This is a genomic window from Akkermansia sp. AE01SA01 (assembly GCF_036417395.1).
Lineage (GTDB): Bacteria > Verrucomicrobiota > Verrucomicrobiia > Verrucomicrobiales > Akkermansiaceae > Akkermansia.
Genome location: NZ_CP143890.1, coordinates 2,395,813 through 2,411,732 on the forward strand (window position 1 = coordinate 2,395,813; position 15,920 = coordinate 2,411,732).

Sequence of the window (15,920 nt, forward strand, 5' to 3'; positions counted from 1 at the left end):
CAAGGGATCATCTGCTTAAGTGAGGCACCTCCAAGTTGAAGGTTTTATTGAAACACTAATATACCATCGGACGTAATATAAGACGTCCTCTACTGGAAAAGATCACACAGATGAAAGCCCAAACCAAAATCGCTCTTAGAATTAATGATGACAACCCCAACCATCACCTGTGGAACAACAGGGGGGTCTGGTGGTGCCACGTCACGGTTCACAAGCCTGACTCCACGGCGGAACGCCTGAGATTCTCCTTGAAAACCCGCGACATCGAAAAAGCCCGCGCACGCCGCGACAAGATTTTCGCCTCCATTCAGCAGCACTTCGGCATCGCCGCCTAAGCCGCTCTGAACAGAGAACAAGGCAAAGTCACATTCAATCTTTTTGAAACTTGAGAACCGTCCCGGATTACCGGGGCGGTTCTTTCTATTTGTATCCGTGCAATCAAATAACAAATGTGTTTCTCTTGTTCCCTGCCGGGCACAAATTGATTTCAAAGTAAAAAATTAAATCATCCATCCTCTGAAATAAAGAAACGGAAACACAAAAAGCATAGGGGAAAAATAAGCACCATTCCGGGATGTTTTCATATGTCTTAAGCTTGCTCCCGCACCGGTAAATGAAATGCTCCGCAAATAAATCAGAAAACACGGACGGAAAAACAATCCGGAGCTCCGGCTCCAGACCTGTACGTATCTGCCGGATATCCGTAATCAAGGTGCGGAATCTCTGGATAAGCCCCCAGGAAGAATCATCCTGATAAGCCTGCCCGCATACTAGGCATCACTCTTTCTTGGTAAAGCGGAACATGGCCGCACCGTGACTGTTGAGCTCCACGGCAATGTCCCCTTCAGCCGTTCCCTGGTCCGCACGCTTCCAAAGGTCCCGCACTTGATGGGGACCAGACAGGCCGATATCCTTCAGATTCACCTTCAGAACCTCCTTCGAACCGCCGGTATTGAAAAAGCCCGCAGCTGTGGAACCGTCCGCCAGCTCCTTCGTCCATACCTGGAAATTCCCCTGGTTCCACGCCCTGCGGGCCGGATGGGCCGCCGGATCCTGGTCCACGGCAATCACCTCGTCATTGGTCAGCAGACCCATCGTGAACGAATCAATATTCTCCAGGTCGCAGGAAATAATGAGGGGAGCGGACAGCAGGCACCACAGAGTCACATGCGTGTATTGTTCATCCGGGGACAACCTCGTCTGGACAAACGCAGTATTGGGCCGGTTGGGCTTGCCCAGCTTGCCGACCTGGAGAATGTCCGGATCGTTCCAATGTCCCGGGCGCATGTACTTCTGCCAGCGTTCCTGGGAAAAGCCGATGCCGCTGACACTGCCCCAATGGTCCTCGATATCTCCCGTCGTTCTCCACAAATTGGCCAGCCCGGACAACTCTTCCACATGCTCATACGGAGCCGCATTGGACAGACTCAGCACGATATCGCGCCCGGACTCATCCAGTGCTTTCCGGATGCGTTTCGTCGTGGGCACGTCATTGGGTTTCCAGTCCACCTTCACGTAATCGAATCCCCATTCGGCCCACTGCCGGGCGTCGCGGTCAAACAGCCATACGGGCCCTGTGCGGTCGGCATGCTGACGGTGAACGCCGGGATAGCGTCCGAATATCTGATACTCCTGCAAACGGTCCTTTTCCGGGATGCTCAATCCTGCATAATCCGCCTTCTTGTCCGGCGCGCTTCCGCCGATAAAGCCGGCATACGTCCCCATCCACGGCGTTGAATAAATGCCAGCCTTCAGCCCCATGGCATGAATGGCACGGCACATGGACTTCATATCGGGGAAACGCTTGTTGGGTTGAATGGAAAAATTCTTCCCTCCCCGTTTCCCCTGCCAACAATCGTCAATGTTGATGTAGGTCCAGCCATGGTTGACCAGCCCGCGTTCCACAAAAAGCCGGGCGGTCTTGAGTACCTGGTCCTGTCCTACCGCCTCGCTGTAAGAATACCAGCTGCTCCAGCCCATCGGCGGAGTGAGGCATAAATCGTCACCCACCTTCAATACCCATTCCCCGGCATCCTTTCCGTGCCTGTTGGCGGCCTCAAGCTTCACCCGGTATTCCCCCTTCCGCATCGGGGCTTTGCCGGAAATCAGGCCTCGGGAATCCATCTTCACCCCTGAGGGCAATCCGGACACTCTGATCTGCATGGGACGCTCTCCGGAAACCGGCACCTGGAACAGCACTTCGGACCCAGGCCTGACTCCCAGGACGCGGGCTCCATTGATCGACGGCAGCGGAGATGTCTCCGGCGTCAGGCGCGCTCCGGAAACCGGAGCGGGATAGGGATTTGGAAAATCGGCGCAAACCGCGGAGGGAACGGCTGACCCGATGGCGGCAAGACATAAAAGACGGCATAATCTCATAACGTTTTCAATATGGGAATACTTCAACAAAACGTCATGTCCGCCGCACTTCTTTCACGGAATTTTCTGCCCGGAGAAGGCACGGCTCCGTTCATTCTCCGGCGGCGGATGCCGGAAAAACCCCAGCACGGAAACCCCGGGAATTCTTCCGGCAAGAGCCCGGAACGCCTCTTCCGGCATCACGCAGGCCGCTGTGGACAAGGCATCCGCCAAAGCGGCTGTGCAAGCCTGAACGGTGATCTGTCTGCCTTCCGTGACACCCAGCCCCGTAGCAGGATCCAGCACATGGGAATACGCCACACCGCCTATCTCCGCAAACTGGTGCGCATCCCCGGAAGTGGATACGGCGGCATGGCTCAACAGCCGCTGCTCCAGCCGCCCCCCCTCCACGGCCACCCGGAGCTTCCAGCGTCGCATTCCCGGCGGGGGAGCCCCCGCCAGAACATCGCTGGTGCTGTCAATGCAGAAAGACTCCACTCCCCTTTCTTTCAACATCTCCGCCATCCTGTCCACGGCAAACCCTTTGCCGATGCCTCCCAGATCCACCCTCATCCCCTCCGCGGCCTTCATCACCCCTTCCCCGTCCACAGACAGCTTCTCCCAACCGGAGGCCCGGCGCGCACGCTCCAGCTCCTCCTGGGAAGGAAGAACCCCGAGGCGACGGGACTTCTTCCACAAACGGATGAAAGGTCCCAGCGTGGGGTCAAAGGCTCCGCGCGTCAAACGGGCATACTCCAGGGACAGCGACAACACCCTCCGTAACTCCGGAGAAACAGGAACCTTCACCCCTGCCGGAGCGGCATTCAGGGCGGCGAGCTGGCTTTCCGCATCCATGGCGGACATCACCCCCTCCCAGAACACGGCACAGGCCAGCGCCCGCATGCAGGCCTCTTCCGTCCGGCCTTCGTCCATGCCGTAACCGGGATAGGCGCGCACCGTAAACACCGTGCCCATGACCGCTCCCCTTGCCGTCACCCTGCCGTCCGCGGCATGTTCGCAGGAAACAAGCCGGGCGGAAACGGCAGTCGTAGGCTCCGCCATGCCGCCAGACATGCCGGCGGCAGGCAGGAAAAAGGCACAACATGCCAGAACGGCAGTCTTCCTGAAAAACAACTTTATGCGCGTCCGGAGGACCATCCGGCAAAACTTACTCCGTGCAAACGGGCAAGAGCAAGACCCCAGCACGCCATTCCCTCCCTCTTTTCTTCCCGTGCTGACAGACATGCGGCGGATTCCTTCATTTGAGGCTGGCACTCTGGTCTCTTTTTATGATAAATGGAACGGTTCAAATTCCAGCGCAATTTTCCTCTGCCTCTTCATTCTTATGTCCAAATTCCTCCTTTCTCTCTGTTCCCTCTGGCTTCTCTTAACGCTTCCCTCCTCCGCGAGCTGGTATGGAGATGAAGTTAAGGCTGGATCGGACATCATCATGGTGGACCTGCTCTACCCTTACTGGCCGGAATCCACCTACTTCTCCTGCTGGAACCTGGACATGTTCCCCAAGGGCGGCTACTTTTACGCGGGTGTGGCGGCCAACGTCAATGATAACACGAACCTGGAAACCTACCGCCCCTCCACCGTGTGGTCCTTCTGGCCCGCTCCGGTTTACGAAGGGCGCCAGGTGCGCAATGTGTACGTCAATCCCCATGTCTATGCCCAGCAATACGTGGGGGAAGGAGCCTCCGGGAAGGCCGGGGGCCGGGACGTGCCTTGGATCAAGACCAGGCAGTGGTACACCATGTTCATACGCACCTGGGGAGCGGACGAGGCCAAAAAGGAATGCTACGCCGGATGGTGGATGAAAGACCAGGCCGGCAACCAGTGGCACCACATCGCCACCTTCCGCATTCCCTATGCGGCGACGGGTTTCAAGGGCAACGGAGGATTCCTGGAGGACTTCGGCCACGGAGGGCGCAAACAGCGGGAACTGTGGCGCGGCAAGGGCTTTTACAGGCACAACGGAACATGGGAAAAATGCGATACCGTCTCCATCAACGTCCCCAAGGAAGGAGGCATGAAATACAGCGGCTGGACGGTCCACCAGACGGAAAACGACTCCGTGCTGACCATGTCCTATACGGAAAACAGGCAATTCCCTAGAAACCTGGACCCGGGCCGCAAGCACACCTTCCGGCTGAAGCAGCCGGACGCTCCGGCCATGGACGCCATCATGGCGGAAGGGAAGGCGCGCCATAACGGAGGGCAGGTGATCGTGGACTGGTCGCTGAAAGACACGTCCTCCCCCCAGTTCGCGTACAAGATAGAAGTATTCGACAACCCGCAATACTCCGGTACGCCCGTCCATGCCGTGGAAGAGCAAATCCCCCACGTGCGCACCAGGGCCCTTTCCCTGCCGCGGGACATCTCCCAGTGCTTTGTTAAACTCACCATCACGGACATCTTTGACCAGAAAAAGACCCTGGAACTGACCAGGGCGGAAACGGAAGCCCCCATGAAAGGGAAAGGGCTTCCCGGCAAGCACGACTTGTCCCCCGGCCTGGAATACAAATACCTGGAAAGCAAGGACGGCTGGTCTAAACTGTCGGAACTGGACTTCTCCAAACCAACGAGAACCGGAGTCTCCCGCGGATTTGACACTGCCCTGCGCGGAGCCAGGGAAGGCCGCTTCGCCTTTGACTACGAAGGTCTTCTCATCGTCCCCCAGAGCGGAGCCTATACCTTCGCCCTCCAATCCTGCGACGGAAGCCGGCTGGACATCGGAGGAAAAACGGTCATTGACAACGACGGGCTGCACAGCACCTCGGAAAAGCGCGCCTCCGTCTTCCTGGAAAAGGGGACGCTCCCCATCAGGCTGACCTACTTCAAGAAAAAACCGGAACACGAATTCACCGTGGCATGGGTGGGCTGGCAGTACGGCAACCAGCCCCTGGAGGCAATTCCGAGTTCCAACCTGATGCGCCCCAAACGGGCCGACATCCCGGAAGCCAGGCTGGACATGACCGGCCAGGGCTTTGAACGCATGCTGAAAACGGTCCTGTCTTCGGGACGGATCAACAAGGTGGAATACTACAACGGCAGCAAGCTCGTCTCTTCCTCGGAAAGCGCTCCGTTCACCGCCCCGCTGATGCTCTTCAACGGTGAAAACAAAGTGTGGGCACGCGTCTTCTACAACGGGAACCATACCGTGGACACCCTGGTGCTCACCATCCCTTCCCAGAGCCGTGTCGCCCCGGGCTGGGACATCATGCTGCGCGGGGAGCCGGGCCTTCCCTACGCCATCAGCGGCACGGGCAATGCATTCCGCTTCGTGGGGGAAGGGGAATACCTCGTGAATAAAAAAATCAAGGGGGACTTCATGCTGACGGCCCACATCAGCTCTTTCAGTGACAAATCCCTGGACCCCGGCGGAGACTGCTGGGTGGGCATCATGGTGCGCAAGGATGCCGGAGCCACCAACTATGACGATGAAATAGCCGTCTTCCATACCGTGGGCCGCGGCCTCAGATGCAGTGCGGACTTCAGCGACTACGGAACGGGGCGCCAGTCCACCTTCGGCCTGAACAAGGAACACCGCTGGCTGCGCATCGTGCGGCGCGGCAACGAATTCACCTGCCTTACCTCCCCGGACATGAAAAAATGGGAGATAGGCATGCAGCGCATCATTCCGATGAAGGAGGAAGCCATCGCCGGCATCACCTTCAGAACCATTCCCGGCAAGGGAAAAGGCGTCTTCTCCGCCGTCGTGGACGGAGTTACCCTGAAACCGGCCAAACTCCAGACCCACAAAATAGCCTCCCCCATGCCTGCCGGAAAAATCATCGGCTACTCCCTCCTCTCTCCGGAGCTGACGGCCGTCCGCTACCGCACGGGGGCAGACCTGCTGGAACACAAAAACGGCGCCTACGTGCGCAAGCCCCTTTCCCTGCCCAGGGGTGTCAAAGCGGTCCGGTCCATGGCTCTTTCCGGGAACAGGCTCCTGCTGCTCGCCCCCACCTCCCAGGGGGGCGCCCTGTTCAGCAGCACAGACATGGGTAAAACATGGACCGTCGCCAATCCGGAAGTGAAGGTGGATCCTTCCCCGGCTTCCTTCATTGCGGGGGAACTCATCTCCGTCAATCCCCGCAACCCCCAGGAAATCATTGTAGGATCAGACCGGGCCGGACTGTTCATGAGCACGGACGGAGGCGCCACCTGGAAAAACACCGGGCTGGAAGGGGAACCCTTCACCAACGTCGCCTTCCATACCATGGTCCAGGGACGGATGGCCGCCCTGTCGGCCGACCGCAAGACCAATATGAGCAAAATCTTCGTCTCCACCAACAATGGAAAAAAATGGGACCGGAAAAATGAAGTGCAGGGAGCCGGATTCCTGAAAATCGTCTTTGACACCCGGGCCGCAGACCAACTCTATGTCTTTTCCACACTGGGCGTTTACACCTCCTTCAACGACTGCCGCACCATGAACCGGGTCATGCAGGGCCTCCCTGTCAGCCAGCCTACCCTGGCCATTGACAGAAGAAGGCTGGACGACACATTCATGCTGGCCGTCCCCCTGGACGGCAAAGGCGTGTACTCCAGCGAACGCAACGCCAGAAACTGGAAAAAGCGGGCGGACAAGGAAGATTGGGGAGCCGCGTTCAATCTGCTCATTGACACGGCGGACAACAAGCACATCACCCTGTACGCGGAAAAAGGCATCTATGAAAGCACGGACGAAGGGAAAACCTGGAAACAGGTCTATGTCTCGCGGTAAAACGGAAAACGGGGCAGCCAGCCATAACGCTATCATTTTGTCCGGCATGCCGGACCTTGGTCAATCCAAGTTAATGAGAGGATTTGACTCTGATACCCCCTTCCCTTCGTTGGAAAAACCATCTCTTTCATCCGCAACGGAAATGGGATAAACACGACGGGAATAACGCAGAAAACACCTCCCATTTCCGGCATCAAACGCGGTACCTCCTTCCTGTATGACGTGACCGTCACTCCCGGAGAAAACAGCATTGACGCCCCCATCACGGAGCGCGGTTCAATCCGCCAACCAAATCCCCTTCCGAAGGCTGAGCCGCCGTCATGCTCCTGGCCGGCCAGGGCGGAGCTCTGGTCACTGACCAGGAAATCAACAATGCCGTTCCGGCCCCATGTGGACCTCTCCGGCGTCTCCACCAGTCTTCAGAAACTCCGCTCCTTGGTACTGGGCAGCTTCTTTGAAGATGCCACTTCCGTCCGCGCCACCGGGGACACATCCTATTACGGCGGCGGCATCCTGCCCCGCTATAAAACTTCATTTCCGGAGGCTTGAAAGGGCTTGTGCTGGAAGCCTCCTTCCAAGCGGGAAGGCCGGATGCGGACTATCGCAGCGGGGACTTGACAGACGGAGCGGGCAATCCCTCCACCTGCAACCTCTCCCCCCCTGCTACGGGGGCATGCCGGATTATTCTGTGAACGCAATTTTAACTCCAAAATCAGAATGAATTCCCCTGCCCGTTTCCTCTGAATCCATCAGAACGGTGACCGCGCTGACATCGGCCGGGAACAACATCAGGTTCCGTGCCGTCGCGTACAGACAGGACATCGCCGCGCCCAGCCTCCGCGGAGGGACGGGCATGGAGGAACTGGGAGTGGAATTCCAGCCGTTGGCGGGAAAACCAATCTTCCTTGGTCTGGGAATAAAAGGTTACACCGGCAAGCGGGATGAATTTGACGGCAGCATTCAGCTCCGCGCAGTCTTCTGAAAAACCTTCTGCATAAAACACCCCGCCGCGCAAATAGGAAGCGTCAAAAATAAACACCCTCCGCCCGGGCGGAGGGTGTTTTGCCATCAAGGCTGAAAACTCCGTTTATCTGGCAAACAGGGCGTGAATGCGGCGGCACACCTCCTCCACGTTCTCCCGTGAGTTGAACGCGGAAATGCGGAAGAAGCCTTCCCCCTTGGAGCCGAAGCCGGAACCCGGAGTGATGACGACATTCGCCTCGGCCAGCATCTTGTCAAACAATCCCCAACTGTCCAGGCCGTCCGGACAGGCCGCCCACACATAGGGCGCGTTTTCTCCACCCCACACGCGCATGCCCGCCTGGCGGCACGCATTCAGCAGAAGGGAGGCATTCCCCAGATAATGGCTGATCAGAACATCGGTCTGCGCCATCCCTTCCAGCGTGAACAGGGCTGCCGCACCGCGCTGGACGATGTAGGAGGCTCCATTGAACTTCGTGCTGGTGCGGCGGCTCCACAACTGGGAGATAGGCACCTTGTTCCCGTCGGCGTCATGGCCCTTCAGCTCCTTCGGAATCACCACATAGCCGCAGCGCACGCCCGTAAAGCCGCCCTGCTTGGAAAAGGAACGGAACTCAATGGCGCAGTCGCGCGCGCCGGGAATCTCAAAAATGGACCTGGGAACATCCGGATCCTGAATAAACGCCTCATAGGCTGAATCATACAGGATGATCGCATGATTGGCGCGGGCGTACTCCACCCACTTCAGCAGCTCCATGCGGGAGGCTACCGCCCCGGTCGGATTGTTCGGGAAGCACAGGTAAATCAAATCTACATGTTCCTGTGGCAGATCGGGCACAAAATTGTTCTCCGGCGTGCAGGGCAGATACACCAGCCCCTCGTAGGATCCGTCCTTGCGGGCCTCCCCCGTATTGCCGGCCATCACGTTTGTATCCACGTAAACGGGATAAACCGGGTCCGGCACGGCAATCCTGTTTCCTCTGCCGAAAATATCCAGAATGTTCCCCGTGTCGCACTTCGCGCCGTCGGACACGAAAATCTCGTCCACCTCCACATGAATTCCGTGGACCTGGTAGGCTTTCTTCGCAATCGCCTCCCTCAGCCAGAAATAACCCTGCTCCGGACCGTAGCCGTGAAAGCGTTCATGCGTGGCAAGATCGTCAACCGCCTGGTGCATGGCCTCAATGGCGGCCTGGGGTAGCGGTTCCGTCACGTCGCCTATGCCGCAGCGGATCAGCCGGCGAGCCGCTTCAGGATGGGCCTGGATGAACGCGTTCACGCGGCGATTGATCTCCGGGAACAAATATCCCGCCTGCAGCTTGAGGAAATGGTCGTTGATAATAGCCATGGTTGTAGTAGTAAGTGGAACCCATTCCATACCGTACACAGGAAGGAATCAAGACCGGGGTCCGGCATCTCCGCCCCTTCTGGTAAAAAATCTTCTCGCGTTTGCTGGGCACTCGCCGGAAAGAGGCGCTCCAGGGAATTCAGCGCCGTTTCATGCTCCTCATCAGCGCCTTGTCCTCCCGGCTCACCCTCAAAGACTCGATAATCTTTTGAAGAGCCTTGTTGTAAGAAAAATCAGGCAGGGAGGAACGCCGCAGGTACTTCAGCGTCAGCGCCGGGAACTTCACATAGCAGACGGAAACGGCCCAGGCTACGGCCATGGACACATAATAATCCCTGTGGAGCACCCCGTCCAGCAGGTCCAGCACGCGTTCCACGTAATCCTCCGTGATGAAATGGTCCAGCAACATCACCACGGCAAAGCGCACATGCCACGCATCCGGATGCTTCAAATACGGCTGAATGAAATCCCAGACCATTTCCGGATGCCTTTTGCTGAACTTCAACCCGGCGCAGAACATATCACACACAGCCCAGTTATCCATGCGTGGAACAAAACGCCCCACCCACTCCAGGCGCTCCTCCGGCTCCATCCGCGCCAATCCGGTCAGCATTCCGTCCAGCATCACCTCTTCCGCATACGGCTCTTCCGCCGGGTGCTCCAGCAGTTCCCTCCAGTCTCCCCGCGCCTCTTCCCTCGCCAGGCTCCTCAACAGGGGGATCCTCACCCCCAGAAGGCGGATAGAGCCGGGAATCAGGGAAGCGGAAAATTTCCGGAACTCCGGTTCTGCCAGTGCCTCCACCTTCTCCCGGAGTCTGCGTCTTCTCTCAATCATGGGCGGCATCCTATAAAAGGAGGGAATCAGGGACAAGGGAGAAAAAGAAATGGCAACCGACAGGCCATTATAGTAGCGTAGGGAGCAGCACGCACCCTTGTCCCTATGAAACAGCCCAGCCAATTCAACTGCCCCAAATGCGGCGCCCCCTTTTCCGCCGCGGATGTGGACGCCGTCCAGGATACCGTCACCTGCGGAAGCTGCGGCCATGCCGTCCCCTGGAACTCCCTGATCCGGGAAAACGAATCCCCCGCCCCCCTGGCCGCACCTCCCAAACATCTGACCATGCAGATGGAAGACGGCAGGATCACGCTCACCTACAGGCACTCCCGCTTTAAAGTCCTGCTAGCTCTGGGCTTCGCCCTCATCTGGGGCCTCATCACCCTCTTCCTTCTCTGGTTGTCCCTGGGACCGGCAAAAACGGACTTCGCCCTGCCCGTCTTCACCACCTTCTTTGCCGTAAGCGAGGCATTCATCATCTTCATTTGCGTGGACATGCTTCTGGGCAAGGTCGTAGTCCGCGCGGAACCGGGTCGCGGCGCCCTCTTCCGCGGCATCGGGCCGCTGGGCTCCACATGGACCTTCCTGCTGCCCATGCAGGCTGATGTGGCCGTGGAACGTCCGGGAGGGGATGGGGACAAATACCGCCGCATCTCCATTCCCCAGCCCTCCGGCAGGCCCTTCTACTTCTCGGGAGGAATTTCAGAACCGGACGTCCTGGAATACATAACCCTCGTTCTGCGCCGTTTCCGGGCCTGAAGCCACACTTTTCCGGCTCATTTCCGGCTCATGACATGCTCTCCGGAAACAGAGGACTCCCTTTTATTGTCCAACTGGCACAATAAAAAATTCCATGATAACCAACGAACTTGAAATTATTGACGTACGCGGCCGTGAAATCATTGACTCACGGGGCAACCCCACCGTGGAAGTGGACGTAGCCCTGGCAGGCGGCGCCATCGGGCGCGCATCCGTCCCCAGCGGAGCCTCCACCGGAGAGCATGAAGCCTGGGAGCTGCGCGACGGAGACTCCAAGCGCTACGGAGGCAAGGGCGTTCTCAAGGCCGTGGAAAACATCAACAAACTCATTGCTCCGGAAGTCGCGGGACATGACGCTACCCTTCAGCCCGCCATTGACAAAATCATGATTGACCTGGACGGCACGCCCAACAAATCCCGTCTGGGCGCCAATGCCATTCTGGGTGTCTCCCTGGCCGTGGCAAAAGCCGCCGCCGTGCAGCTTGACCTGCCCCTCTTCAAATACCTGGGCGGCCCGAATGCCAAGGTGCTTCCCGTCCCCATGATGAACATCATCAACGGCGGTGCCCATTCGGACTCCCCTATTGACTTTCAGGAATTCATGATCATGCCCAAGGGCGCCCCCACCTTCCGGGAAGCCTTGCGCTACGGTGCGGAAGTCTTCCATGCGCTGAAGGACGTCCTGCATGACCGCGGCCTGTCCACAGCCGTGGGGGATGAAGGCGGCTTCGCCCCTGCCCTGAAATCCGCGGACGACGCCCTGGAATGCATCGCCCGCGCCGTGGAACGCGCTGGCTACACGCTGGGCACGGACATCTTCATTGCCCTGGACGTGGCCTCCTCCGAATTCTACGACCCCTCCCAAAACCTGTACGTATTCAAAAAATCAGACGGCCGCGGCAGAACGGCGGAAGAACTTACGGCCTACTATCAGGAACTTCAGAAAAAATACCCCATCATCTCCATTGAAGACGGCTGTGCGGAAAACGACTGGCAGGGCTGGGAACATCTCACCAAAGCCATGGGCGACAACACCCAGCTCGTCGGGGACGACCTCTTCGTCACCAACGTGGAATTCCTCAACCTGGGCATCTCCCGCCATGTGGCGAACGCCGTGCTGGTCAAAGTCAACCAGATCGGCTCCCTGACGGAAACGCTGGACACGGTGGAGCTGGCCAAGGACAACAAATACTCCGCCGTCATTTCCCACCGCTCCGGGGAAACGGAAGACTCCACCATTGCGGACATCGCTGTGGCGACCAACGCCGGACAAATCAAAACCGGCTCCCTCAGCCGTTCCGACCGCATGGCAAAATACAATCAATTGCTCAGAATTGAAGAGGAACTGGAAGATGACGCAATTTTTGGTGGCAAAATTCATATCTTGTGATCAAAAATGCTTTGTTTGACTTAGTAAAATGCTCTGGAGACGCCGCTATTACCATCGTTTTACCTTGGCGGAACTTGAAATCCGCCGGGAAAAACGTGCCCTCATCGTTCAGAGGGCTCTGCGGCTCTTCGCCATTGTGCTGGCCCTGTGCCTGACCATGTTGCTCTCTCTGGTCTGCTTCAAGCCGTGGAAGGACCTGCGCTCCCTGGAACATGAACGCTCCTTCCTGCAGGCGCGTCTGGAAAAGGCGCGGGAACAGATGGAACAGTCCAAAAACGAATTCATCTGGATATCGCAGGACCCCCACTACTTTGAAATGATCGCGCGGGACAAGGGCAACCTGGCCCTTCCCGGCGAGCATATCCTCCGCTTTGCGGAACCCAATCGTCTTAAATAGGGCAGTATCCCTGGCGGAATGCTCCTTTTCCCAATGAAACAGGAAACAGGAGTCGGCTGGCCGCAGAGAAGGGCCCGGCAGAAAAAGGAAATTAAGAAATAAAAAGGCAGGCCCATTCCGGCAATTCCGCAATCGTGCAAACGCCTCCCCCAGCTCTCCAGGGAAGCCTCCATTCCTATCGGACTGCCGTATTCGATCATCTTTTTCCCAGGCACCGCGCCTGTCCACGGCCAGCACGCTCCCGCCCGCCATCGCTTCAAAGCCGATGCACGGCCAATTCTCCGCCGCATCCGTTGGGCACAGCACAATATGGCACCTCTCACAAAAATCCTGCCGGGAAAAATCAGCAGCAGCCATGGCCTCAGGATGATATGAATGTCTTCGGACTATTCCGGAGCAGGCAGATGATTGCCGTTTTCATTCACCTTGTTTTTTCGTTGAATGTTTGTATCCGCCGGGAAAAGGGGGAAAACTTCGCCGGGCTTTTCCTCAACCCATTCCCGGAGATGCTGCTGTTGTTATTCATCGGCGCCCTGGGAATTGGCGGAGGTACGGGGAATGCCAAGCGTGCGGCGTAGGCACCTCATCACGGAAAGCCGTGCAGAACGCGCCACTTTGTCCTGGTAGCGCCGGCTCAGGGAAACCACGTCCATATCCGCCAGGGATTCCGCAGACGGGAAAGTCATCCAGTTGTAATATCCCCACAGGGGACCTCCGGAGCCGCGCGTCCATGCCTTGGCAAGCAGCGGCGCCCCGTCCGGAAACAAAGCGGTAAACGCCCCCAGAACCACCGCTCCTTCCGGACACTTCATCGTGGAGGAAGACTGTTCCAAATGCTGAAGAATGGCCAGCAGAACGGGGGGCTTCAAGGCATACAGCTCATTGCTCAGCAAACCGGAGCGCAAACAGGTCCCGCAGAGCCCGGAACCGGAGCGGCCGAAGTTCCTCAGGAAATCGGCACACAGAACCAGATTATCCGGCTTGGTGCGCACCAGAACGTCCTCCGGATGCCGTATGGACTGGGCCATCAGGGAAAGGATGGAGGCCGCATGGTCTGAAGACGTGTGCGTTTTTTTCAAAAGCTTCCATTCTACGGACAGATGGAGCAATACTTCCTTCACGGTCTGGGGGCACGGAGCCCGCTCGTCGTCCAGAACGACGATGCCCGCTTCCGGCGTGCTCCAGCGGATGCATTGAACCGCCTCAACCAGCAGAGGGGCATTATTAGCTTTGCAGGGAATGAAAAATGTCATTCCCGGCCGTTCCGCAGGCATACCCTGCGCATATTCTGATATGGATTGGTTCATATAAATGATAGTTCAATTGAAATGATGCCTCGCATCAGCTCCATTTCTCCCATCATCTTTTGAAAACGCACCTTGTTTCCAGGGGCCTAGACCATTGATCCCAAGACTATTGAATCAATCATCAAGTAGCATGCCTCCTCCGCGGCAAGCTCTTCTTCCTGCAAATCCGGAGCATGGTACGAAATAAATCCGTCATCCGCTCCCAACCGTGCAGGAATCTTTTTCAGATCTCCATTCCCACGCCTTTTACGTTTTCAACGATCAACGCTGCTTGAGCATTCCCTCCAACTGCCCGCCCCCAATCGGACAGGAGGGACATTCCATGAATTTCCTGCTTCAGCACTTCAAGTTATTTTCCAGCCCTCCGGACAGCCCTTTCTCCATGATTCATCAAAGAACGCCCGCTCACATAAGAAGCAGCCACAGGACAAATCCGGCCCGTTCTGCGGAACATATACGGGGGTCATTCGCCATAATGCAGGGAATCCGAAACAGACACACTCAAAAATTGGAAAGATGGAGCCCGCCCTCTCTCTTCTCGGAAAATTACTTATCCTGCTCTTTGAAACGTTCCGGAACGGGACCTTCCAGCTCGGCGGTAGCTCCCCGTTCCGGAGGCGGAGCTACTTCCAAAAACGTTTCAGTCACGGTTTCCGACGAATCGTCCGGTTTGATCACTACGGAGACGACCCGATCCACCGCTTCACAGGAATCCGGGCACATATCCTTTTTGGCCTCATTCACGGCGCGAAGGGCAGTGCGCCGGAATTCGTGCGTATGCACATCCGCCTGCTTCATGACCGGAGCCAGAATCATCCCCTGGTAAATAACCGCGCCGATAATGACTACCAGAGCAATACAACCGCAAGTCAACGCTCCTTTGGCCATACAGTAGGTTCTATTGTCATAGCGTCTTACCGCGACGACTCCCAGAATCACGGATAAAATGGCGCAAAGCAGCCCGGGAATAACTGCCACCCAACCCAGACATGGAAGAAAGGCGAGAATTGCAAGCACCAATCCGATAATACCTAAAACCAGTGCCGCAATCGGCGAAACAGCTTCGCGAACAGGACGAATCCCGTCCAAATCATTTGACTTGTCCATAATTCATTTTTTCATTGGCATTCCCCATCCGGGAAACACTCTTGAAATTAAAGAATTCAGACAAAAACTGTCAAGGTGCCTTTCCGTTACACAAAAAGCGCCCTGGTTGTTTTCAGAGACATCAGGTCCCCTGCAAATCTTCGCCGGATGTGCCGCAACATCCGGAAATAAAAACAATTATTGAAATTTAAGAAATGTTGGAAATCAGGATTTCCTGTCTTATGCTCCCCTTCTCTTCATGACGGGAATTAAATGAAAGAACATGACGTCACAGCCGGGCAAACAAGGAAAATCCCTGAAATGGCCCCCTTCACCGCTCCCGCTGGCCTGAATCCATATCCTTTTCTCTGTATCTCTTCATCAACATCCACAACACGTAAATCACGGCGGCTCCGCCGTTGAGCAGGCCAATGGAAAACCAGAACGGGGCTCCCCTGTTCCATTCCCACGCCTCGCGTACATGGCCGTTCGCCATTTCTGCATAACCGCGGGTCATGCCGCACAGAGGACATTCCTGATGGGGCACGGCAACGGCAGCGGCTATGGAATTCATCCCTCCCGGACTAATCAGCAAAGCCATGACGGAAGGGATCAGCAGCATAAGGGATAATCCCGCCCACACGGGGAGCCATACTTTCCTGATCATGCCGAACAAATCATGGCGGGAATGCCTGGCATCCCCGCCATGTAACATATAAATGAT

At 57.0% G+C, this 15,920-nt stretch carries 15 protein-coding genes; 8 read left to right on the forward strand and 7 right to left on the reverse strand.

Features of this window, described 5'->3' with window-relative positions; genetic code table 11:
• Window positions 1-110 precede the first annotated feature (110 nt).
• Window positions 111-335: a hypothetical protein gene (locus tag V3C19_RS09655; RefSeq protein ID WP_012420228.1), complete on the forward strand. Its 225-nt coding sequence runs from the start codon at window positions 111-113 to the stop codon at window positions 333-335.
• Between the two features lie 442 nt (window positions 336-777).
• On the opposite strand, the gene V3C19_RS09660 is transcribed toward V3C19_RS09655, so the two are convergent.
• Both V3C19_RS09660 and V3C19_RS09665 read right to left on the reverse strand, forming a co-directional pair.
• Complete coding sequence (locus V3C19_RS09660; protein WP_330937080.1) at window positions 778-2,379, reverse strand: glycoside hydrolase family 27 protein; 1,602 nt, start codon at window positions 2,377-2,379, stop codon at window positions 778-780.
• 54 nt (window positions 2,380-2,433) lie between these two features.
• Entirely contained in the window at window positions 2,434-3,420 is a 987-nt protein-coding gene (locus V3C19_RS09665; protein ID WP_295932498.1) for an FAD:protein FMN transferase, read from the reverse strand.
• 283 nt (window positions 3,421-3,703) lie between these two features.
• On the opposite strand from V3C19_RS09665, the gene V3C19_RS09670 reads away from it, so the two are divergent.
• The 4 genes from V3C19_RS09670 (at window position 3,704) to V3C19_RS09685 (ending at window position 8,075) form a co-directional block, all read left to right on the forward strand.
• Entirely contained in the window at window positions 3,704-7,093 is a 3,390-nt protein-coding gene (locus V3C19_RS09670) for a PA14 domain-containing protein (protein WP_295932501.1), read from the forward strand.
• 222 nt (window positions 7,094-7,315) lie between these two features.
• Window positions 7,316-7,642, forward strand: a complete 327-nt coding sequence (locus V3C19_RS09675) for a hypothetical protein (protein ID WP_295932503.1) — start codon at window positions 7,316-7,318, stop codon at window positions 7,640-7,642.
• On the forward strand, window positions 7,639-7,785 hold the full coding sequence (locus tag V3C19_RS09680; protein WP_153812557.1) for a hypothetical protein: 147 nt from the start codon (window positions 7,639-7,641) through the stop codon (window positions 7,783-7,785). The genes V3C19_RS09675 and V3C19_RS09680 overlap by 4 nt, the downstream gene beginning before the upstream one ends.
• Before the next feature lie 65 nt (window positions 7,786-7,850).
• The gene (locus V3C19_RS09685; protein ID WP_295875951.1) at window positions 7,851-8,075 is read left to right on the forward strand and encodes a hypothetical protein; all 225 of its coding nucleotides are present in this window, start codon (window positions 7,851-7,853) and stop codon (window positions 8,073-8,075) included.
• Window positions 8,076-8,180: 105 nt separating this feature from the next.
• Here V3C19_RS09685 and V3C19_RS09690 read toward each other — a convergent pair whose 3' ends face one another.
• Window positions 8,181-9,422, reverse strand: a complete 1,242-nt coding sequence (locus V3C19_RS09690; RefSeq protein ID WP_130084452.1) for an LL-diaminopimelate aminotransferase — start codon at window positions 9,420-9,422, stop codon at window positions 8,181-8,183.
• A 139-nt stretch (window positions 9,423-9,561) separates the two neighbouring features.
• Complete coding sequence (locus tag V3C19_RS09695) at window positions 9,562-10,257, reverse strand: DNA alkylation repair protein (protein ID WP_295932505.1); 696 nt, start codon at window positions 10,255-10,257, stop codon at window positions 9,562-9,564.
• A gap of 105 nt (window positions 10,258-10,362) precedes the next feature.
• Here V3C19_RS09695 and V3C19_RS09700 point away from each other — a divergent pair, with 105 nt between their 5' ends.
• The 3 genes from V3C19_RS09700 to V3C19_RS09710 all read left to right on the forward strand — a co-directional run bounded on the left by V3C19_RS09700 (window position 10,363) and on the right by V3C19_RS09710 (window position 12,803).
• Entirely contained in the window at window positions 10,363-11,016 is a 654-nt protein-coding gene (locus V3C19_RS09700) for a hypothetical protein (protein ID WP_295932508.1), read from the forward strand.
• A 94-nt stretch (window positions 11,017-11,110) separates the two neighbouring features.
• Window positions 11,111-12,406: a phosphopyruvate hydratase gene (gene eno / locus V3C19_RS09705; protein WP_130084455.1), complete on the forward strand. Its 1,296-nt coding sequence runs from the start codon at window positions 11,111-11,113 to the stop codon at window positions 12,404-12,406.
• A gap of 28 nt (window positions 12,407-12,434) precedes the next feature.
• Window positions 12,435-12,803: a septum formation initiator family protein gene (locus V3C19_RS09710; protein WP_295932511.1), complete on the forward strand. Its 369-nt coding sequence runs from the start codon at window positions 12,435-12,437 to the stop codon at window positions 12,801-12,803.
• Between the two features lie 518 nt (window positions 12,804-13,321).
• On the opposite strand, the gene V3C19_RS09715 is transcribed toward V3C19_RS09710, so the two are convergent.
• From V3C19_RS09715 to V3C19_RS09725, 3 genes are all read right to left on the reverse strand, one after another.
• Complete coding sequence (locus tag V3C19_RS09715) at window positions 13,322-14,056, reverse strand: hypothetical protein (protein ID WP_130084457.1); 735 nt, start codon at window positions 14,054-14,056, stop codon at window positions 13,322-13,324.
• Window positions 14,057-14,656: 600 nt separating this feature from the next.
• Window positions 14,657-15,217 (reverse strand): DUF4190 domain-containing protein, encoded by a 561-nt coding sequence (locus V3C19_RS09720; protein WP_130084458.1) that lies wholly within the window; start codon window positions 15,215-15,217, stop codon window positions 14,657-14,659.
• A 310-nt stretch (window positions 15,218-15,527) separates the two neighbouring features.
• A complete protein-coding gene (locus V3C19_RS09725) occupies window positions 15,528-15,911 on the reverse strand; it encodes a DUF2752 domain-containing protein (protein ID WP_130084459.1) in 384 nt (127 codons plus the stop codon).
• Between the last annotated feature and the right edge of the window lie 9 nt (window positions 15,912-15,920).